Source organism: Streptosporangium sp. NPDC023825, from assembly GCF_040639575.1.
Lineage (GTDB): Bacteria > Actinomycetota > Actinomycetes > Streptosporangiales > Streptosporangiaceae > Streptosporangium.
Map to the genome: position 1 here is coordinate 77,992 of NZ_JBFAAE010000023.1, position 20,115 is coordinate 98,106.

A 20,115-nucleotide genomic window follows, 5' to 3' on the forward strand; every position below is an offset into this window, starting at 1 on the left:
CCGGCGGCATCGGGAGGGCGCCATGGTCATCGTCCGGCGAGAGGTCGTCACCACCCCCGCGGTCCTGCTCGCGGGGGTCGCGCTGCTCTACCTCACCGCCCAGTTCCTCATCCCCACCCCCGGCATGGGGATCGGCTGGGACGAGGCCGTCTACGCCTCCCAGTACGCCGCCCACGCGCCGCCCGCCGTCTACTCCGCCCCGCGTGCCCAGGGGGTGCCGCTCCTCGTCGCGCCGATCGTGGCGATCACCGACGAGGTGGTCGTGCTGCGGATCTGGCTGACCCTGGTCTCCTCCGCCGCCCTCTTCGGCGCCTTCGCCGTCTGGCTGCGGGTCAGGAACCACTGGGTCGTGCCGCTGGCCGCCCTGGTGCTGGCCGGATGCTGGTTGTCCCTCTTCTACGGCAACCAGGCGATGCCCAACCTCTACGTCGCGCTGGGCGCGGTCGCCGCCACCGGCTTCCTGCTGACCGGGACCCCGCTGGGCCTGGGCGGCTCCATGGTGCTCGTCTCGCTCATGCGGCCGACCGACGCGCTGGTGCTGGCGGTGCCGCTGGCCGCCTACGCCCTGTGGCAGCGGCGGTTCCGGGAACTGGCGGCGCTGGCCGCGGGGCTGGCGATCGGCTGGGGCCAGTGGATGGCCGAGGCGGTCGTCCGGTTCGGCGGGGTCGCCGAACGCCTCGGGGCTGCCGGGGAACACAACGACACCGGGCTGACCAGCACCCTGGACGAGCAGGCCCGCGCCCTCGACGGGCCGGCGTTGTGCCGCTTCGGGGTCGAGTGCGGCGGCGTGTCCCCCGCCCTGATCATCTGGTGGATCGCGATCCTGCTGGCCACGGGCGCGGGCCTGTGGGCGGCTCGGCACACCGCCTGGTTCCGCCCGCTCGCGCTGGCGACGGCGACGGCCGTGGCGATGGCACTGCCGTACTTCTTCTACGTCGACTACGCCGCCCCGCGCTTCCTGCTCCCGGTGTACGCCCTGCTGGCCCTGCCCATCGCGACCGCCGCGCACCCGGCCCCCATACCGGTCCTGGCCGGTGTGGCGGCCCATCTGATCCTTCAGGGCACCGTCGCCGTCGCCATGTCGTCGGATGCCCGCACCGAACGCGACGTCATGAACGCCGCCGCCGAGGAGCTCAGGCCCCGGATCGAGGGACCATGCGTGATCTACGGGCAGGGCGGCGCCCAGCTCGGCTACCTGCTGGGCTGCGAGTCGCAGGCCATCGCCCAGCGGTTCGACACCACCATGCCCCGGCGCATCCAGAAGTTCCGGGAACGCGGCTACGACATCATCGTGACCCACCGGGGCGTCAAGCCGCCGGCCTACACCGGCGACTGGAAACGGCAGGACCTGCCCGGGCCGTGGCGGGCGCGGTTCGGCGAAACCTCCTGACGTTCGATCCTCAGCTGCCGGTTCGCGCCGGCGGCGTTCGGCGGCCAGGAGGGTTGCGACATGGCGAACCAGGTCCCGGGAGACGTCGAGCGTGGCACGATAGGTGATCACGTGGAGCTTTCCGGTCGAGGATCTTGTGGTGAGACCTCTTCTACCGGGGGCTCCACGCTCATTTCAGGGACATCGCGACCTATCCCGGTTCGTACGCGTCAATGACGCTTGGCGACATGACACCACAGATGCTTGGCCTGTTCTCGCTGAGATCACCTCAGTAGAGGGTCAGGGGAGACAAATTTCCCGATGGACGGGTCGTAGTAGCGGGCCGACAAGTAGTCCAACCCGGTGGAGTCGTCTTCGATCTTGCCGAGGAAGCCGCGGTCGGTGAAGGGCAGGTCATCGGAGCCGCGGCGCTTGCCGTAGGACCTGTTTTGTGAATCACTGAGTGTTGAATGGTGCGACTCGCGTCTTGGACCTCGCTGGGTCCTCGCGCTGCGCGCATATCACGCTCAGGCTGTGTCTGTTTGGGCCTTCGCCCCAAACCCCAGGTGAGGGGCCTTCCGGCCCCTCACCCTCCCCGGACGCCAACCAATTCGCCTGACGCCTCATCAATCGTGTGGCTGGATAGAGCACATGGTTCGTCGCCATGAACTCACCGATGACGCCTGGGCGCGCATCGCCCCGTTGCTTCCGGCCAACCCCGAACGCGGTGGCCGCTGGCGTGATCACCGCCAGGTCCTCAACGGCATCGTCTGGAAGATCCGCACCGGCGCCGACTGGCGTGACGTCCCTGAGCGCTATGGCCCCTGGCAGACCATCTACCAGCGCTTTCGCCGCTGGTCAGCCGACGGCACCTTCACCCGGCTCTTGGAGCATGTCCAGGTGCACGACGACGCCGTCGGCCAGGTCGACTGGTCGGCCATCTGCGTGGACTCCACCATCGTGCGCGCTCACCAGCACGTGGCCGGAGCCCGTAAAGGGGGACCCACCACGGCACACCCGGGCAGCAACCTGGTCAGAACGATCAGGGCCGACAGGCGCTCGGGCGCTCGCGCGGCGGACTGACCACCAAGATCCACCTGGCCGTCGACGGACGCGGCCTGCCTCTGGCGTTCGTGCTCACCGGCGGCAACGTCAACGACTGCACCCAGTTTGCGGCCGTGATGGAAGCCATCCGCGTGCCCCGCACCGGCACCGGCCGGCCCCGCACCCGGCCCGACCATGTGATCGCCGACAAGGGCTACAGCTCCCGCGCCATCCGCACCTACCTGCGCCGACGCAAGATCGGCGCGACCATTCCCGAGCGCGCCGACCAACTGGCCGGACGAGCCCGCCGCGGACACCGCCGCCATGCCTTCGACCCGATCCGCTACAAGCGGCGCAACGTCGTCGAACGCTGCTTCAACCGGCTCAAGCACTTCAAAGGCATCGCCACCCGCTACGACAAGCTCGCCGCCCACTACCGATCAGCCGTGACCATCGCCTGCCTACTGCTCCGGCTCAGATGATCCACAAAACAGGTCCTAGTCTGGGAAGATGGCATTCATTCCACGCCACACCTCGGCCGCGGCGGCACTCGCTCTCCTCGGCGTGACCGGCATCGCCGCGGTGACGGTCGCGGCGGCCCCGCCGGTGCCCGTCGCTCCGGGCACACCACAGGCATCCCCGCCGGTGACCCCTGCCCCGGGCACGTCACAGGCGTTCACCGCCACGGTGACGCCGGTGTCCCCGGGCCAGCTCCGCCATTCCTGGCGTCGGGGATGCCCGGTGGGACCCGACGACCTCAGAATGATCACTATGACCCACTGGGGCTTCGACGGCAGACCCCACACGGGAAAGATGGTGATCAACAAATCGGTGGCCGGCCAGGTCGTCTCGGTCTTCAGGAAGCTGTACGGTCAGCGCTTCCCCATCCGGCGGATGCAGCCGGTGGAGGCCTACAAGGGCAGCGACGACGCCTCCATGGCGGCGGACAACACCTCGGCCTTCAACTGCCGTCGCGTCGGGACCAGCGGCACCTGGTCGCAGCACGCCTACGGCCTGGCGATCGACGTCAACACCCGGGAGAACCCCTACATCCATCCCTATCCAGGCGGCACCGTCGATCCCCCGAACGCGAAGGACTACGTCCGGCGGCCCCTGGATCGGCCAGGGGTCATCAACCCCGGTGACGACGTGGTTCGCGCGTTCGAGAAGATCGGCTGGGTCTGGGGCGGATCATGGTCGTCCTCGAAGGACTACCAGCACTTCTCCCAGAACGGACGATGACGCCTTCGTACTGAGATCTCCCGGTGCCGTGCCACGGCGGGAGCCGCCGGCGGCCGTCTCGGCGGCATGGGACCGCCGGCCGGTGAGCCCTGGCCGGACATGAGCGGAGGCCGGACCTCAGGGGCAGGACGTCCGGCGCGAGCGAGGCATCCACCATGATCGAGGCTCTGACCTGGCCTTTAGTACACCGAGCACCCCTCTTACCTGGCTAACCTGCACGTATGGACAACGTTGACCGGCGAGCGCCCGCAGGCTTGGGAACGGCCTCCCTCGTGAGCGCCGCCCTGCTCGCACTCGTCATGGCCTTCGGCGGGTTTTTCGGTGCCCGTGCCGCCTCCGCCTCCACGGCCGCCGCCCTGCCACCCCCGTCGCCGGGACGGCAGCTCATCACCGTGACGGCCGACGCCTACCACAGGAGCACCGCCACGCTGGTCGCCTACACCGCGGAGAACGGCCGCTGGGTGAAGGCGTACGGGCCGTGGACGGCGAACGTCGGGGAGAGCGGCATCGCCCCGCCGGGCCAGAAGCGGGAGGGCGACGGGCGCACCCCGTCCGGCACGTACGGGTTCGACTTCATGTTCGGGGTCAAACCCGATCCCGGTGTGAGATTCCCCTACCGGCAGGCGCTCTCCCACGACAAGTGGAACGACGATTCCGCCAGTCCCCTCTACAACACATGGGTGGACGCCCGCCACGCCGATCCGGGGACCACCCCCGAGGACATGATGAACCCCCCGGCCTACGACTACGGCGCCGTGATCGCCTACAACACCGAGAACCGCACACCCCACCTGGGTAGCGCGATCTTCCTCCACGTCAGCAACGGCGGGCCCACCAGTGGCTGCGTCAGCCTGCCGGTCGACGAACTGCTGCGGCTGCTGCGCTGGATGGACCCGAAGCACTCTCCGCAGATAGACATCAGGGTCGCCTGACCACGGAGCGACGGCCCGTACGAGCGCCGCGTCGACGGTGCCACCGATCTTCCAGGGGCACTCGCCGACGCCGCGGAGCGCCCTGAAACGTACCTTGGGCCGGGCATTCGCACGTTCGGCGGGGGCCCGAGCGCACCGTGGACCTTGTCCTGGCGGCGGGGAACCCGAGGTCGCCGGGCATCGCGGGCCGTGCCGCCCCGCCGGAGGTCGGAACTCGAGCTCAGGAGCCGAGATAGCGCAGCACCGCCAGGACGCGGCGGCTGTAGCCGGTGACGTGGAGCAGGCCGAGCTTGTCGAAGATCGCGTTGACGTGTTTCTCGACGGCGCTCTGGGAGACGTGCAGCCGCTCGGCGGTGGAGGCGTTGGTCAGGCCCTGCGCCATGTGGTCGAGCACCTCGCGCTCGCGGGAGGTGAGGCGGCTCAGCGGGTCGGCGTGGGTGGTTCTGGCCAGCAGCTGCCGTACCACCTCCGGATCGAAGGCCGCTCCCCCGGCGCCGACGCGGTCGAGCGCGTCGAGGAAGTCGGCGACCTGGGCCACCCGGTCCTTGAGCAGGTAGCCGACCCCGTCCACGTCACCGGTCATCAGCTCGGTGGCGTAGCGCTTCTCGACGTACTGCGACAGGACCAGCACGCGCGTCCCCGGGTGGCGGCGGCGGATCTCCAGCACCGCCCGCAGCCCCTCGTCGGTGTGGGTCGGCGGCATCCGCACGTCGGCGACCACGACGTCGGGCCGGTGCTCGGCGACCGCGGCGACGAGCGCCTCGCCGTCGCCGACCGCGGCCGGCACCTCGTGGCCCTCCTCCAGCAGCAGCCGGACCAGCCCCTCGCGCAGCAGGGTCGAGTCCTCGGCCAGGATCACCCGCACGGAAGCTCCGCGATGATCACGGTGGGCCCGCCGGGCGGGCTGTCGACGCCGAAGCGGCCGTCCAGCGCGGCCACCCGCCGCGCCAGCCCCGACAGGCCGCCGCCCGCCGCGCTCGCCCCGCCCACGCCGTCGTCCTGTATCCGCACGACGACCATTGTGTCGCGTTCGCGGACCTCGACGGTGATCACGGTGGCGCGGGCGTGCTTGGCCGCGTTGGTCACCGCCTCGCTGACCACGAAGTACGACGCCGTCTCCACCGCCATCGGCGGCCGTGCGGACAGCTCGCAGACGACCTTGACCGGGACGCCGGAGCGCTCGGCCACCCCGGCCAGCGCGTTGGCGAGCCCGAGGGTGTCCAGTCCCGACGGGTAGACCCGCCAGGCCACCTCGCGGAGCTCGGCCAGCGCCTGCTGCGCCTCCTCGTGCGCCTGCGCGAGCAGTTCGGAGCGTCCTCTGCGCGCCCGTCCGACCAGCATGGACAGCGCCACCAGCCGTTGCTGCAGCCCGTCGTGCAGGTCCCGCTCGATCCTGCGCCGCTCGGAGTCGACGGCCGCCAGCGCGCCCGCGCGGCTCTCGGCCAGCTCGGCGATGCGGCGCCGCAGCGCCTCGGTGGGATCGGGCCCGAGCGTGCGCACGGCCAGCCTCCGCTCCAGCGCGTACACCCCCACCAGGCCCGACAGGTCCAGAAACAGCAGGACGACGCCCCCCAGGAGGATGTAGGCGAGCAGCGGCACACTCGGCGTCATGCCGTCGAACGGCAGGCCCCTCCCCCAGGACCAGGCGAGGGCGAGGGCCGTCCAGGCGCCGCAGACGAGCAGCACGACCACCAGGCCGCCGAGCACGCCCACCGGCACCCTGGCCGCCAGGTAGCGCAGCTCCTGCCCGTCCGGGCGATCCGCGTCGAGTTCGAGGGCGGCGGGGTCGAGACGCAGGCGGCGGGCTTCGAGCACGGCCAGCCGCCGGGCCGCCTCCCGCACGGCCGGGCGACCGGCGAACGGCAGCGCGAGCGGCAGGAACACCACGCCGAGCAGGGCGGTGACCGTCCCGAGGACCACCGCCCACAGCAGCCGCAGCCCCTCGGCGGCGGGCGCGCGCCGCCTCCCGTGCCGCTCGACCGGCCCGGCGCCCGCGAGCACCGGGACGGCCGGGGGCACCGGCGCGATCACCGGCCCCGGCGCCCCGCGGCCTTCCATCGGTCCAACCGGCCCATCTGACATGTTCCAGAGGCTACAAACGATCGGGACGTGACCGGAATGAGGTACGTGGCCGTTTCGGGGCTGTGGAGAACCACACCCCGCCGGAAGCCGCGGGCACGCACGGGCACGGGTCTCAGCCCACCGGCGGGAGCAGGGTGCCGAGTGCGGCGGCACCGTCGAGGAGGGCTCTGGAGCGGGCGTCGACGCTCGCGTCCCTGGCGGCCAGCGTGGCCGTCACCTCGTCCCAGCGGCGGGAGCCTCGCAGCTCCGGCATCAGAGCCCGGAGCGAGGCGACGCGATGGCCGGCCATGCGCAGCTGGTGGACGATCCGCGCGTCCCGGACGTCGTCCGGGAAGTATCGTCGCGGTCCTGCCGGGGAGGTCCGCCGGGGCACGACGAGACCCTCCGCGTCCCAGTGCCGCAACGTCGAGGGGCGCACGCCGAGCGCGCCGGCGAGCTCGGAGACGCCCATCACGTCCGAGGGGCGTACGTCGCCGATCGACTCCCCGGAGATCGTCGCGGCGGCCTCCCGGGCCAGCGCGAGTTCCCGCCGCTCGGTGTCGAGCCGGGCGTGTGCCGCGTCGAGCAGGGCGAGCAGGTCCGAGGCGGGATACGCGTGCGCCGCGCGCATGATCCTCTTGGCCTCGACCGGTCCCGCGCCGGCCGCGAGGGCCCGATAGGCCACCGCGGAACGCAGGTGCGCCTCGCCGTAGATCCGGTACCCCGTGCCGGTACGCGTCGCCGGAGGCAGCACCCCGTCGCGCTCGAGATTGCGCACCTGCTGGACGGAGCACCCGGCATGCCGCGCGACATCAACCGTCCGCATATTTCCTGATTTGCGACTTATCACCCGTCCACCTCGACGTGTTCGGGGCAAAGTCTCCACAAGCACGTGAATGACACGCTACAACACATGAGTATCGACGAGATCATCGAATTCCTCGCCGGCCTCGACGGGATCCTGATCCTCCGGCCGGCCCCCGGCGACGGTTCACCCGAGATCAGCTGGGGCGACACGTTCTTCTACTACGCGCCCGACGGCGAGGTCCCGAAGGCGACCCAGCCCTTCGCGACGATCGTGACGAAGGACTACCCGGGCGACGAGCTGTCACGGCTGGACCGTCCCGGCGTCTTCCGCCTGAACGTTTTCGCCGGGAAGGACGCCTTCGCCGATCGGACGGGCCGGCAGCCGCGCGACGCGGCCCCGGGCGAGGACGACCCGGGCGAGGCCGACTCCGTGATGGCGCACCCCGTCTACGGCACGCTGGGCTGGCTGGCCGTGGTGAACCCGGGGCCGCGGACGGAACCGGCGGTCCGGGAGCTGCTCCGCACGGCCCACGACCTGGCCCGCTCTCGCCACCGGCGGCGCGCCGGATCGGCGTCACCCTGATCCGAGGACGGCCCGAACACGCCGGAGGCGACGGACAGATCCACCGGATCGGTGACGATCTCCTCTCCCGGCGGGATGGTGAGCCTCGCGGCGCCGTCGACGGTGAGGCCGGCCCGCCCGCGCTCGGTGGCGGCCGCCGCGGCGGCGACGGTCAGGGGGGCGCGGCCGTAGCGGTTCGTCAGGCGCACGCGGAGAAGCTCTCCTCCGCCGGCCATGTGCAGCACCTGACGCACCGTCTGGTCCGCGAAACCGCGTGGTTCGGTGAACCGGATCCGCCCGTAGGGACTGATCACCGCGGTGCGGAAGCCCGCCGTCCACCTCATGCTCGCTCGATTCATTGCCATGGGCATATCGCCGATCAAATGAGGACGGGACGATACCGCGGAAATTCACACCTGCCGTTCCGGTGATTTCCGGCGAGCCGGTCACCGTCGATGGAACGCCAGATCCACCGCGATGTCCGCCCGTACGAGAACATTCATGACGGGATGAAGAACTTCCGGTCGTTCACGCGGGAACGTTTATTCCTTTCGTTCTCGCGTGAGCCGGTGATCCCGCCCGGGCGCGTCGCCGCCCCCGCCCCCGCCGAGGGCGGCCGACGCCCGCGCGGCGTTCCTCACCGGCGAGCCGCGGGGCTCGCACCGTGGAGTCCCAGCATCAGGCGGAGCTGGGACAGCAGAACGCCACGGAAGTCGGCGGGAGCCGGCGGCGCGGGATGGCGCAGGACCCTGAAGACGATGACTCCGATCAGAGCGGAGATCAGGAAGTCCGTCACGTCGTCGGGTCCGTGGACGAGGGTGAACCCGCCCTGCTCACCGCCTTCCCGCACGGCGGCCAGGAAGGGCGCCCGGTAGCGCTGCTGCACCTCCGTGCTGTAGGCGCGAAGTTCGTCGTCCCGCATGGCGGACCGCCAGAATTCGACGAGCATCCGCCGCGTGCGATCGGAGTTGTTCAGGCTCCGATCGATCATGGCGACCAGTCGCTCCCATGGATCGCGTTCGGCGGCGGCCACCGCCTCCAAGGCCGCCACCTCCCGATCGACGGAAAGCCCCATGGCCTCGATGACCATGTCCTCACGCGAACCGAAGTAGTTCTGCAGCGTGCTGATCGCGACACCGCTGGCAGCCGACACGTCGGCGAAGCGGGTGTTCTCATAGCCGCGTTCGGCGAGCACGTTCATTACCGCATCCAGGACGAGAGTTCGTTTCTCCCCGCCCGCACGCCTTTTCCGGTTCGCTATAGGCATGGCCGTACCATACGTTCATACCTGGTGGTGGTCAAACCATGGAGAGGCGTGTCCGGACAATTGCGAGTCGTTCCCGCAATACAAAAGGTGTGCACGTCCGGCATCGCCGCCCCGGAATTTCGCATCCGGGGTGGCGGTCCCCCGGTGCCGTCCCGCCCGTGCGGCCGGAGCCGGCGCGACCGGTCGATCGCGGCGGAGGCCGCGCGGCGGGGAAACAGCGGCGGGGAAACAAAGGCGCACGGTCTCCCGCGACTACGCCAGGGGCGGGATGTTGTGGTTGTGGCGGAACACGTTGCGCGGGTCGTACATGGTCTTCGCCGCCTGCAGCCGCTCGTAGGTCGGCTCGTCATACGCCAGCCGCACGCTTTCGACGGAGGCGTCGGCCGGCGAGAGGTAAACGGGGTGCTTCCGGCCGCCTCCGGACGCGACGAGCCTGTCGATCAGTTCCAGGCCCACGTTCTCGCTGTCCTTCACATCGCCGGGCGCGACCGCCGCCAGCGTGAACGCGGCGAAAGCGGCGTCACGCCGTCCCACCGCGTTGGCCCGCTCCGGAGCCTTCGCGAACGCGCCACCGAGATGGGTCAGGTTGACCATGGTGACAGGCGTGCCGGAATCCGTTCCGACGACCTCCAGGATCGCCTCCATGGCCGAGGGAGGCAGTGCGTCGAGCACGGTGAAGTGCTCGACGGCGGCGCCCGGTTCGGCCGGATCGTTGGTGATGGCGGCGATGTTCGCGGCGGGCATCACGGTCACGGTGTCGGAGAGTACCGGCGCGGCCGCCCGCAACGGGGCGACCAGTGTCTCACCGTCGCCCGCCGAGCCCAGGTAGGAGACCCGTACGGAGACGGTGAGCTTTCCGCGCATGAATTCGGGAACGAACGGCAGGTCGGGCGCACGCAGGAAGACGATCGACGAGGTCATGTCGTCGGGCGCCGTGGCGGTGAACCGCTGGTAGGCCCGCAGCACCGCGCGGGCGTTCTCACCCGGGAACTGCAGCGCCCCGGCGTACAGTTCCGTTACGGGGAACAGCCCGAACTCCATCGCGGTGACGACGCCGAAGTTGCCTTTCCCGCCGCGCAGGGCGAAGAACAACTCCGCGTCGGACTGCGGCGTGACGTGACGGAGCAGGCCGTCCGCGGTCACGACGTCGATCGCCAGGACATGGTCGGCCGCGTAGCCGAAGGCCCGCCCCAGCGCGACGCTCACCCCGCCGCCGAGCGTGTAACCGACGACACCGACCTGCGGCGAGGAACCGGCGAGGGGCGCGAGCCCGGCCTTGGCGGCCTCCTGCACCACCTGACCCCAGCGGACGCCGGCTTCGACCCGCGCGGTCCTCGCCGCGCCGTCGACGCTCACCTCCGTCATGCGACGCGTGGTGATCATGACGGCTTCCCCGGGAACGGACACGGAGGGACCGTGCCCGGTGTTGAGGACCGCGGCGGGGAGGTCCCGCTCCGCGGCGAAGCGCACCGCCGCCTGGACGTCCGCGACGCCGGTGGCACCGATGATCACGCTCGGGCGATGGGTGACGGCCGTGTTGAACACCGACGCCTCGTCGGCAAAACCGTCGTCCTCCGGGAAGAGGACGGGCCCTTCGACGGATGAGAGCAGCGAGGGACGTGAACGGAGGGGCATGGGGATGTCTTTCCGATCTTGTTGTGCGCAGCCGGTGCGAGCCGGGTGCCGATGGCCGCAGGCACGTCGGAGGCGGCCCTCTGTCGCCCGGCGCATAGGTGGGGTCGCCCGGCATGCGATCCGCGATCCGTGGTCGATCGCCCTGCGTTCTGTTCGAGCCGACCGTCATGCGATCGGCACAGCAATACGGTATCACGATACCGATTTATGCGCGTTTCCGAGATTTCCCCCGCACCACCCGGTGACGCCGCCCCCTGCTGGACCCGGCCCGCCGCAGGGCCGGAAACGATCACTTCGCCCCGGCCTGGCGCTCGGCGACCAGCTGGAAGACGCGCTTGAACTCCGCGTACGCCTCCTCGCCGACAGCCCGCGCGTGCTCGGCCTCCATCTCCACGAGAATGGCGTCCGACTTCACCATGTGATCGAGGCCCAGCTCGGTGGGCACGACGAGCTTGGCCCTGCGGTCGGCGGGATCCGGCCGCCGCTCCACGTACCCGAGCGCCACCAGCTCGTCCACCAGGTTGCCGATCACCTGCTTGTGCTGGCCCGACTGCGCGGCCAGGTCGGAGGCCCGGCTGCCCTCCACGTCCAGGTAGGCCAGCACGGCCCCGTGCCGCGGCCTGACCTGCGCGTGCCCCATCTCCGACAACCGGGAGAACAGCTCCTTCTGCAGGCCGAACAGCGTCCGGCTGGACAGGATCCCCAGGTCGGGCAGCTCCCGCTTGCGCTCGCTCCTCGACACCGCACGCCTCCCATTTAGTCACCGATTTTGACTGTCACTAATTTTGACCATATCGTCGTGGCATGACGACGACAGTGGAAATCACCAGGTTCCGCGTCTCCCCGGAGCACACGGCGGACCTTCTGGCCGCCCGTGGCGGGATGATCTCGGACTTCCAGGCCGACCGGGACGGGTTTCTGGGCGCCAGGCTCGTCCAGCTGCCCGGCGGCGAATGGCTGGACATCGTGGAGTGGCGCTCGCCGGCCGACTTCGCGGCCTCCCGCGCCACGGGCGGCAACCTGCCGGGAATCCAGGCCTTCTTCGCCCTGATCGACGAACTCGTTTCCACGGAAGAGGGGACATCACGATGACCATCCTGATCACCGGTGCCAACGGCACCGTCTCCACGGAGGTACTGCGCTCGCTGCGGGGCACGGCGGACCTGCGGGTGCTGGTGCGCGACAGGGCCAAGGCGCCGTCGGGCGCCGAGGTGGCGGTCGGCGACCTCCACCACCCGGACACGCTGGGCCAGGCCTTCGCGGGCGTGGACACGGTGTGGCTGCTGACCGCGATGGGCCCGGACTCCACGCACGCCAGCGGCAACGCGCTCTCGGCGGCCAAGAAGGCGGGCGTGCGGCACGTCGTCCGCATGTCGGCCATCGGCGCGGGGCACGACGCCCCGACCCGCAACGGCCGGCTGCACGTCCTGTCGGACATCGAGCTCTCGGCCTCCGGCCTCGGCTGGACCGTCATCCGCCCGGCGTACTTCATGCAGAACATTCTCGGCTCGGTCGACGGCGACACCTTCCACGGCGCTCCCGGAGAGGGCCGGATCGGCATGATCGACGTTCGGGACATCGCCGACTTCGCCGCCGCCGTGCTCCGTGACCCCGCACCCCACCACGGGGAAACCTACACGCTCACGGGGCCGGAGACGATCAGGCTGCGGGACATGACGGCCACGCTGTCGGAGGTGTACGGCAGGCCGCTCACCTACCGGCCGCTGGACCCCGAGGACGCCTATCCCGTGCTGTTGAAGGCCGGGATGAAGGAGTGGGACGCGGAGGTCACCCAGGAGTACCTGAGGGCCTACGACGCGGGCTGGGGCGACTACACCACGCCCACGTACACCGCCGTGACGGGCCGTCCGGGCAGGACGTTCGCCCAGTTCGCCCGCGACTACGCCGACCAGATCGGCGGGTGAGGCCGCGCCGCCGGACCGGGCCTCCGGGGGGCGTGTCACGAACGGGAAAGGGCCCGCCGGGGCAGGAGGGGGAACGGCCGGGGAAGGAGACCCCGGCGCGAACCCCGCCGCTACCCGGCAGGCCCTTCGGCGCGTCCACGGCTACGCGTGGTGCCTGCCCTTGCGCCGGTCGGACAGCCTCACCACGATGAAGACCACCACGGCGAGGACCACGATGCCCAGCACCGCCTTCGACACCACCCCCATGTAGCGCTCGACCAGATCCCACTGCTCACCGAGCAGGAACCCCGCCATCACGAAGGCCGTGTTCCAGATGAGGCTGCCCAGGGTGGTGAGGAGGGTGAAGACCAGGATCGGCATGCGCTCGACCCCCGCGGGGATCGAGATGAGGCTGCGGAAGATGGGGATCATCCGGCCGAAGAAAACGGTCTTCCTGCCGTGCCTGGCGAACCACGCCTCGGTCTTCTCGATGTCGGAGACGCTGACCAGCGGCAGCTTGGAGGCGATGAACACCACGCGCTCCCGGCCCAGCAGGGCCCCGACCGCGTACAGCGCCAGCGCGCCGACCACCGATCCTATGGTCGTCCAGAGCACGGCGTCGAACAGTCCCATGTCCCCCTTGCTCGCGGTGAACCCGGCCAGCGGCAGGATCACCTCGCTGGGCAGGGGCGGGAACAGGTTCTCGAGTGCGATCGCCAGCCCCGCCCCGGGCGCACCCAGGGTTTCCATAAGGTTGATCGCCCATCCGGCGATCCCGTCGACATTCGGTGAACTCATAGGGACAAGGCTACGGAGAGCCGCGTACGGTGTGGATGCGGAACGCTCCCCGTCTCGCCTGGCACGCACCGCACAGCACGGCTGCGGAAAACCACAGCCGCCCGCGGCGCGCCCGTGACGGCCGGGTGTTCTCCGAGATTTCCGCACGTCAGCGAGGTGCCGGGCGGTCAGGACGGGGACGGCGGTGCCGCCCGCCGAGCCCGTCACGACCCAGGGAAGGGCGGCCGGGGCCGCCGATCGGCGCCCTCGCCCCGCACCGAGTGTGACCCATCCCACATTCGCCGCCCCCGGGGCCGGCGCGTATCCGGGGTCCAGCCGGGGAAAGATCTCAGGTTCCGGCCCGAACCCGGCGCGGGTCAGGCGAGAGCCCGGCCCGGGTCGGGCGCGGATCAGACAGGAAGCCGGCGAGAGCCCGGCCCGGCTCAGGCGCGGATCAGACAGGAAGCCGGCGAGAGCCCGGCCCGGGTCAGGCGCCCCTGAGGTGGATCGCCTCGCCCGGCTCGATCCCGGCGCGTCCGGCGGTCAGCGTGGCGACCCAGCCGGGGAAGGCGGGCAGGTCCCGCTCGCGCACCGCGACGCGGAAGCCGACCTCCTCGCCGTAGACGACCCCCCTGACCTCGTACGGCGAGGCACGCAGGTCGTTCTCCAGCCGCCCGGCCCTGACGTGGTCCACGGTCACGGTCATCATCCTGGCGGGCACCATCTCGACCAGCGGCGTGAGGTCCAGCGTCTTGCCGACCGACGAGCCGTACGCCCGGACCAGTCCCCCGGCGCCGAGCTTCACCCCGCCGAAGTAGCGGGTGACCACCGCCACCGCGTCGGCGACGCCCCGGCGCAGCAGGGTCTCCAGCATCGGGGTCCCGGCGGTGCCGCCGGGCTCGCCGTCGTCGTCGGCCCGCTGGACCAGGCGGTCGCCGCCGATCACGTACGCCGAGCAGTTGTGCGTGGCGTCACCGTACAGCCGCCTCCGCGCGCCGACGAACTCCCTCGCCTCCTCCTCCGAGGAGGCCGGGCCGACCGCGCACAGGAACCGGGAGCGCTTGATCTCGATCTCGTGTTCCGTGGTGTCCTGCGGAGTCAGGTACGGGTCGGGCACCCGGCAAGGCTATCCACCCGCCGGCCGCCCCCCGGACAGGGCGGTCAGCGGGCCGCCTGGAAGGCGCGGCCCGCGCGGGTGACGGTCCCGTCGTGGCGGAACAGCCCGCTGTTGGGCTCGGTGCCGGAGGAGGGCAGGCCGAACCAGGCGTAGCGCCGCACGTACGGCAGGGAGGCGAGCATCCTGGTGGAGGCGGTGACGAACGCGGCCTGCTGGGCGTCACTGGCGTAGCGGGTGCCGTTCGAGAAGTCGATGAGGGCGTACTCGGTGAGCCAGATCGGCTTGCGGTAGCGCTTGTACACGGCCTGGAGGTACGACTTGAGCTGGTTCACCGCGGGCTGGGTGCGGAAGTCCGCCCCGTACCAGTGCAGCGCGATGAAGTCGACGCGGTAGTCCCGTTCCTTCGCGCCGGTCATGAAGCGGTCCAGCCAGCCGCCCGGGGTGTCGGCGCCGAACGCGACGGAGGGGCTGCTGAGCACGCGGCCCGCGGACATGAGTTTCGGCCAGAGCGACAGCGCCTCCTCCACGGTCATGTTGGCCTGCTGGGGCAGGTCGGGCTCGTTGAAGGCGAGCAGGTAGGGTCCGGCGCTCTTCGCCTGGGCGAGGTTCTCCGGGGTGACGCTGCCCTTTCCCCAGATCATCGGGACGAACCCGTCGGCCCTGGGGCCGGTGACCCCCTCGCGGCGCGTGGACCAGGTGTAGTACCAGCTCGCGCCGGACTTCGCGAAGGCCGTGCTGAGGCCGGGCATCTTCCACACCCCCACGCCCTTCCTGGGGGAGCTCGCGACGGAGGCGGGCGGCGTCGTCGTCCGGGCCGGCGTGGGGGTGGGCGTGCGGGTGGCCTTCTCACGGCTGGGGGTGGGGGACGGTGAGGGCTCGGGCGTGGCGCTCGCCGACTGAGGCGACGGCAGGGGCGGCGGCGAGGCCGTCCGCGTGGGTACGGCCAGCGGCGGGGCGGGCTCGGGGGCGGGGGCGGTGAGCTGCCCGAAGATCAGGATGCCCGTGACGACGACGACGGCCGCCGCGCCGCCGATCGTGATCGGGGCCGGGGGCAGCGAGGCCGGCAGGCCCGGCCGCGTCGTCTCGAGGGCGTGCGCGCCGTGGGACGCCCCCCAGGTCGTGGCGTGCGCCACCGCCTCGACGGCGGGGGGAACGGCCTGGAGGTGGTGCAGGGCGAAACCGATGGGCAGGGGCAGCAGCGGCAGCCCGCTGAGCAGGCGGTCGATGGGCAGCAGGCCCGTCGTGCGCCCCTGGCAGACGGCGCAGTCACGGATGTGCCGGGCGAAGCGCTTGCGCCACAGCGGGCTGGGGGTGCCGTTCCAGTTCGCGGTGAGGGCGCGCAGCTCGGGGCATCCGGACTCGGCGCGCAGCGCCCGCACGATGGTGCGCGCCGTCTGGACCTGCTCCTTCATCCGCTGGACGCGTACGGCGGCGTGGCGCCCCGACAGGCCGAGGGCTCCGGCGAGGTCGGCGCGGTCGAGCTCGCCGGTCTCCTCCAGCCACCACAGGGCGAGGAGCGCCTGGTCGTCGCCGTCCAGCCAGCGGGTGGCCTCGGCGACCTCGCGGCGCTGGTCGGTGAGGCCGAGCCGCAGGATGGTCACGGCGGCGAAGTCGGAGGCGGGGTCGGGCATCTCCTCGGCGGTGTCGAGGTCGGCCCTGCGGTGCTGGGTGGTCCTGCGGTCCTGCTCGTGGTCGCGCACCTGGCGGACGGCGATGGCCACCAGCCAGGACCGGTACGCCTGCGGGTCCCGCAGGTCGGGCAGGGCACGGACGACCCGGAGAAACGTCTCCTGGACCACGTCGTCGACGTCGGTGTGGCCGTTCAGCGCCCGGCCGACGATGTTGTAGACGAGCGGGAGGGAATCGGCCACCAGGGCGTCCAGCGCCTGCTGGTCTCCGTCGCGCGCGGCGGCCACCATCGCCGAGTCGGGTCCGCCCCTACCGGTTCCGAGCATCGCACTCCGCTTCCTGTCGCCGTCCACGGTTCGTCGTCCCCGCGCCACACCGGGCGCGGGGCAGGGACGATTCTCTCCATAACTCCTGATAGCGGAAGACCGATGAGCCCCCGTCATGGAGACCGGCGGCAGGTCAGACGGACAACGAAAATTTTTCTCCGCGTCTTTTTTAGGTTTGTGTTGTCGCCCGGCCCCCCGCCGGTCTCCTGTGCAGGAGCAGAACACGCCCGGCGCCGGCCGGGACGCCGTCGAGCACCACGTCCATGACGGCACCCCCTGAGACGGCAGGTGACCGTCTTCGGGCGGAAGCGTACCGTCTGACCTGAACGTGGCGAGGCCCGGCATACCGGGCCTCGCCACACCACGGGAACGGCGAGCGAAGGAGCGGCATGAAGGCGTCCACGATCGGTGCGTCGGTACTCGTCGTGCTCACCGTCCTGCTGGTCTCGCGATGTGTCGCCGCCGAGCCCCAGACCCATTCGGCCGCGAACCACCCGCCGTCGCGAAGCGCTCCCGACGCGCTTCCCACACCGACCGGAAGCGCGTCGGGCTCCTTCAACGGCACCGACATCGCATGGCTGCAACTGATGATCCCGATGACCGAGCAGGCGGTGCGCCTGCTGGAGCTCGCCCCCGGCAGGACCTCCGATCCGAGGCTCAAGCGGTTCGCCGAGGAGCACGTCGCCGACCGCCGTACGACACTCCGGAAACTGCGCGACCTGCTGCGGCGGTCCGGGGTGCCGGAGAGCAACGAACACGAGGGGCATGACATCCCGGGCATGGTGATTTCCGACGACTTCGCGGCCCTGGAGCGGGCCGACGGCGCCGCGTTCGACCGGCTCCTCACCAAGAACGCGCGCGAATACCTCACGCAGTCCGTCCTGGTCGCGAAGAGCGAGCAGAGGTCGGGCGCCGACCAGGAGACCAAGGCGTTCGCCGCCGCCATGGAGAAGACCCACGGCGCCCAGCTCACCCGGCTGGAGCCGTGAGAGGCGCCGCCCCCGACTCCGGTACGCGCCCGCACGCCGGCACGCGTACGCATTCCCGCACGCGACGGCGCAGGGTTCCCGTCCGCCCGCCCGCGCGCCGGGCACGGCCGTCCCTGGTCCTCGCCCTGATCCACGCCGGAGCCGTCGCGGCGACCGCGACGTGCTGGTCCGACCTGACCTCGGTCTCCGGGCTCGCCGGGGCACTCGCCTGGGCGGGCAGGCTCACCGGCCTGCTCGCGGGCTACGCCTGCGCCGTCCTGCTGGGGCTGATGGCCCGCGTTCCCGCGCTGGACCGCGGGGTGGGGACCGACCGGCTGGCCCGCTGGCACGCGACGGGCGGCCGCCACACCGTCGTCCTGTCGGTGGCCCACATGCTGTTCGCCGTCGCGGCCCACGTGGCGCGGTCCGGCGCGGGCGCGCCGGAGGCGGTCGCGGGGCTGGTCCTGAACGGCCCGGCCATGCTGGAGGCGACGTTCGCCCTCCTGCTGCTGGTCGGCGTCGCGGTCGTCTCGGTGCGCGAGGTGCGGCGCCGGATGCGGTACGAGACCTGGCACTACCTGCACTTCGTCACCTACGGGGCCGTCTTCCTCGGGTTCGGTCACCAGCTCACCGGCCCGGACTTCGCCGGCGGCGTCGTCATGAGCCTGTTCTGGTACGCGCTGTACGTGTCCGTCGCCGCCCTGCTGGTCTGGCACCGCTTCCTCATCCCCGTCCACCGCGCCCTGCGCCACGGGCTCCGGGTCGCCGAGGTCCGCCGGGAGTCGTCCTCCGTGGTGTCGGTCTATCTGACCGGCGAGCACCTGGACGAGCTGGGCGCGGAACCCGGCCAGTTCTTCCGGTGGCGGTTCCTCGCCCCCGGCATGTGGTGGACGGCCAACCCCTACTCGTTGTCGGCACCCGCCAACGCCCGCTTCCTGCGGATCACCGTCAAGGGCGTCGGCGACCACAGCCGCGCGCTGGCCGGGCTGCGGCCCGGCACCCGCGTGTGGGCCGAGGGTCCCTACGGCGCCCTCACCGCCGCGCGGCGCCGCAGGCCCCAGGTGCTGCTGGTGGGCGGCGGCGTGGGCATCAGCCCGCTGCGCGCGCTCTTCGAGACGCTGCCCGGCGAGGTGACCCTGGTCTACATGGCGCGCCGCGACGAGGAGCTGATCCTCCGCCACGAGCTGGACGCCATCGCCGCCGCGCGCGGCGCCACGATCCACTACACCGTGGACGAGCTGACCGGATCGTCCGGCGGGCGGAGCGTGCCGCTGACCGGGCGCGCCCTGCGAACCCTCATCCCCGGCCTGGCCGTCCACGACGTCTACCTGTGCGGCCCCGCCGGGATGACGGTCGCGGCACGCCACGCCCTGCGCCGCGCGGGCGTCCCCAGCCGCCGCATCCACGTGGAGTCCTTCGACTTCTGAGCGGTTCACCCGGCCCGACCGGCTCGACCGGTTCGCACGGTCAGCCGGGACGGCGGTGCGGTTCGCACGGTTGACCAGGGTGGCGGCCCGGTTCGCACGGTCAGCCGGGACGGCGGTCCGGTTCGCCTGGTTCGCCCCGGCTCACCGGGGCGGCGGTGCCGCCGGCCCGGCCGGAGGGCCGCCCCGGCTCAGCTCGTGGGCGAGCTGCTCCAGCTCGGCACCTCCCGCCATCAGGGAGGTGAGCTCCTCGGGGGTGATGTCCGCCTTGGCGTACTCGCCGAGGCTCGCCCCCCGGTTCAGCAGCAGGAAGCGGTCGCCGATCGGGTAGGCGTGGTGCGGGTTGTGGGTGATGAAGACGACCCCCAGACCCCGGTCGCGCGCCTGGGCGATGTAGCGCAGCACGACGCCGGCCTGCTTGACGCCCAGGGCGGAGGTGGGCTCGTCCAGGATGAGGACGCGGGCGCCGAAGTGGACCGCGCGGGCGATGGCCACGGACTGGCGCTCGCCGCCGGACAGGGTGCCGACGGGCTGGTCGACGTCGCGGATGTCGATGCCCATGGAGCGCAGCTCCTCCCGGACCGTCCGCTTCGCCCCCGCCACGTCGAAACGGCGCAGCGGCCCCCGGCCGAGCACGGGCTCGGAGCCGAGGAAGAAGTTCCGCCAGACCGACATCAGCGGGATCATCGCCAGGTCCTGGTAGACGGTGGCGATACCCCTGTCGAGGGCGTCACGGGGACTGGCGAAGGCGGCGGGGGCGCCGTCCACCAGGTACGAGCCGGAGTCGGGGGCGTGCATGCCCGAGAGGATCTTGATCAGCGTGGACTTGCCCGCGCCGTTGTCGCCGAGGACGCAGCTCACCTCCCCGGCGCGCACCCGCATGGAGACGTCCCGCAGCGCGATCACGCCGCCGAACGTCTTGCCCACGTCGCGGACCTCCAGCAGGGGCGGGGCGTCCGTCCCGCCCTCCGTCACGGTCTCGTCTTCCGCCACGGTCTCGTCTCCCGTCGCCGCCTCACGGCCCGTCACCGCCGCCCGGCCCGTCACCGCT

General features: G+C 71.5%; 18 protein-coding genes and 2 pseudogenes. 9 read left to right on the forward strand and 11 right to left on the reverse strand.

Features of this window, described 5'->3' with window-relative positions; all coding sequences use genetic code 11:
* The first annotated feature begins 22 nt into the window (after positions 1 to 22).
* Positions 23 to 1,390: a hypothetical protein gene (locus AB0G15_RS21225; protein ID WP_362842230.1), complete on the forward strand. Its 1,368-nt coding sequence runs from the start codon at positions 23 to 25 to the stop codon at positions 1,388 to 1,390.
* A gap of 263 nt (positions 1,391 to 1,653) precedes the next feature.
* Here AB0G15_RS21225 and AB0G15_RS21230 read toward each other — a convergent pair.
* Positions 1,654 to 1,800 (reverse strand): annotated as a pseudogene (locus AB0G15_RS21230) (RHS repeat-associated core domain-containing protein); the annotation flags it as partial.
* A 220-nt stretch (positions 1,801 to 2,020) separates the two neighbouring features.
* Here AB0G15_RS21230 and AB0G15_RS21235 point away from each other — a divergent pair.
* From AB0G15_RS21235 to AB0G15_RS21245, 3 genes and pseudogenes are all read left to right on the forward strand, one after another.
* Positions 2,021 to 2,895 (forward strand): annotated as a pseudogene (locus AB0G15_RS21235) (IS5 family transposase).
* 28 nt (positions 2,896 to 2,923) lie between these two features.
* Positions 2,924 to 3,655 carry a M15 family metallopeptidase gene (locus tag AB0G15_RS21240; protein WP_362842233.1) on the forward strand — a complete coding sequence of 244 codons (732 nt, stop codon included), beginning with the start codon at positions 2,924 to 2,926 and terminating at the stop codon, positions 3,653 to 3,655.
* A 221-nt stretch (positions 3,656 to 3,876) separates the two neighbouring features.
* Positions 3,877 to 4,587, forward strand: coding sequence for a L,D-transpeptidase family protein (locus AB0G15_RS21245; RefSeq protein ID WP_362842236.1), 711 nt, complete (start codon positions 3,877 to 3,879; stop codon positions 4,585 to 4,587).
* 220 nt (positions 4,588 to 4,807) lie between these two features.
* On the opposite strand, the gene AB0G15_RS21250 is transcribed toward AB0G15_RS21245, so the two are convergent.
* From AB0G15_RS21250 to AB0G15_RS21260, 3 genes are all read right to left on the reverse strand, one after another.
* Positions 4,808 to 5,452: a response regulator transcription factor gene (locus tag AB0G15_RS21250; RefSeq protein ID WP_329079758.1), complete on the reverse strand. Its 645-nt coding sequence runs from the start codon at positions 5,450 to 5,452 to the stop codon at positions 4,808 to 4,810.
* Positions 5,443 to 6,645: a histidine kinase gene (locus AB0G15_RS21255; RefSeq protein ID WP_362842238.1), complete on the reverse strand. Its 1,203-nt coding sequence runs from the start codon at positions 6,643 to 6,645 to the stop codon at positions 5,443 to 5,445. Before AB0G15_RS21255 ends, AB0G15_RS21250 begins: the two co-directional genes overlap by 10 nt.
* Before the next feature lie 136 nt (positions 6,646 to 6,781).
* A complete protein-coding gene (locus AB0G15_RS21260; protein ID WP_362842241.1) occupies positions 6,782 to 7,474 on the reverse strand; it encodes a MerR family transcriptional regulator in 693 nt (230 codons plus the stop codon).
* An 87-nt stretch (positions 7,475 to 7,561) separates the two neighbouring features.
* Between AB0G15_RS21260 and AB0G15_RS21265 the strand changes: the two genes are divergently transcribed.
* Positions 7,562 to 8,038, forward strand: coding sequence for a DUF6194 family protein (locus AB0G15_RS21265; RefSeq protein WP_362842244.1), 477 nt, complete (start codon positions 7,562 to 7,564; stop codon positions 8,036 to 8,038).
* Between the two features lie 616 nt (positions 8,039 to 8,654).
* Here the strand turns inward: AB0G15_RS21265 and AB0G15_RS21270 are convergent.
* The 3 genes from AB0G15_RS21270 to AB0G15_RS21280 form a co-directional block, all read right to left on the reverse strand.
* Positions 8,655 to 9,218, reverse strand: coding sequence for a TetR/AcrR family transcriptional regulator (locus AB0G15_RS21270; protein ID WP_362842247.1), 564 nt, complete (start codon positions 9,216 to 9,218; stop codon positions 8,655 to 8,657).
* A gap of 318 nt (positions 9,219 to 9,536) precedes the next feature.
* Entirely contained in the window at positions 9,537 to 10,919 is a 1,383-nt protein-coding gene (locus AB0G15_RS21275) for an FAD-binding oxidoreductase (RefSeq protein ID WP_362842249.1), read from the reverse strand.
* A gap of 289 nt (positions 10,920 to 11,208) precedes the next feature.
* The gene (locus AB0G15_RS21280; protein WP_362842251.1) at positions 11,209 to 11,661 is read right to left on the reverse strand and encodes a helix-turn-helix domain-containing protein; all 453 of its coding nucleotides are present in this window, start codon (positions 11,659 to 11,661) and stop codon (positions 11,209 to 11,211) included.
* A gap of 62 nt (positions 11,662 to 11,723) precedes the next feature.
* On the opposite strand from AB0G15_RS21280, the gene AB0G15_RS21285 reads away from it, so the two are divergent.
* Both AB0G15_RS21285 and AB0G15_RS21290 read left to right on the forward strand, forming a co-directional pair.
* Positions 11,724 to 12,011 (forward strand): antibiotic biosynthesis monooxygenase, encoded by a 288-nt coding sequence (locus AB0G15_RS21285; protein WP_362842254.1) that lies wholly within the window; start codon positions 11,724 to 11,726, stop codon positions 12,009 to 12,011.
* Positions 12,008 to 12,844: an NAD(P)H-binding protein gene (locus AB0G15_RS21290; protein WP_362842256.1), complete on the forward strand. Its 837-nt coding sequence runs from the start codon at positions 12,008 to 12,010 to the stop codon at positions 12,842 to 12,844. Before AB0G15_RS21285 ends, AB0G15_RS21290 begins: the two co-directional genes overlap by 4 nt.
* Positions 12,845 to 12,985: 141 nt before the next feature.
* On the opposite strand, the gene AB0G15_RS21295 is transcribed toward AB0G15_RS21290, so the two are convergent.
* From AB0G15_RS21295 to AB0G15_RS21305, 3 genes are all read right to left on the reverse strand, one after another.
* Positions 12,986 to 13,621 (reverse strand): DedA family protein, encoded by a 636-nt coding sequence (locus AB0G15_RS21295; protein ID WP_362842258.1) that lies wholly within the window; start codon positions 13,619 to 13,621, stop codon positions 12,986 to 12,988.
* 466 nt (positions 13,622 to 14,087) lie between these two features.
* Positions 14,088 to 14,717, reverse strand: coding sequence for a YigZ family protein (locus tag AB0G15_RS21300; RefSeq protein ID WP_362842262.1), 630 nt, complete (start codon positions 14,715 to 14,717; stop codon positions 14,088 to 14,090).
* Between the two features lie 44 nt (positions 14,718 to 14,761).
* Positions 14,762 to 16,672 (reverse strand): sigma-70 family RNA polymerase sigma factor, encoded by a 1,911-nt coding sequence (locus AB0G15_RS21305; protein WP_362842265.1) that lies wholly within the window; start codon positions 16,670 to 16,672, stop codon positions 14,762 to 14,764.
* A 389-nt stretch (positions 16,673 to 17,061) separates the two neighbouring features.
* Here AB0G15_RS21305 and AB0G15_RS21310 point away from each other — a divergent pair, with 389 nt between their 5' ends.
* Together AB0G15_RS21310 and AB0G15_RS21315 are read left to right on the forward strand one after the other, a co-directional pair.
* Positions 17,062 to 17,661 (forward strand): DUF305 domain-containing protein, encoded by a 600-nt coding sequence (locus tag AB0G15_RS21310; RefSeq protein WP_362842268.1) that lies wholly within the window; start codon positions 17,062 to 17,064, stop codon positions 17,659 to 17,661.
* A complete protein-coding gene (locus AB0G15_RS21315) occupies positions 17,658 to 19,067 on the forward strand; it encodes a ferric reductase-like transmembrane domain-containing protein (RefSeq protein WP_362842271.1) in 1,410 nt (469 codons plus the stop codon). The genes AB0G15_RS21310 and AB0G15_RS21315 overlap by 4 nt, the downstream gene beginning before the upstream one ends.
* Positions 19,068 to 19,208: 141 nt before the next feature.
* On the opposite strand, the gene AB0G15_RS21320 is transcribed toward AB0G15_RS21315, so the two are convergent.
* Positions 19,209 to 20,039, reverse strand: a complete 831-nt coding sequence (locus AB0G15_RS21320; RefSeq protein WP_362696067.1) for an ATP-binding cassette domain-containing protein — start codon at positions 20,037 to 20,039, stop codon at positions 19,209 to 19,211.
* Between the last annotated feature and the right edge of the window lie 76 nt (positions 20,040 to 20,115).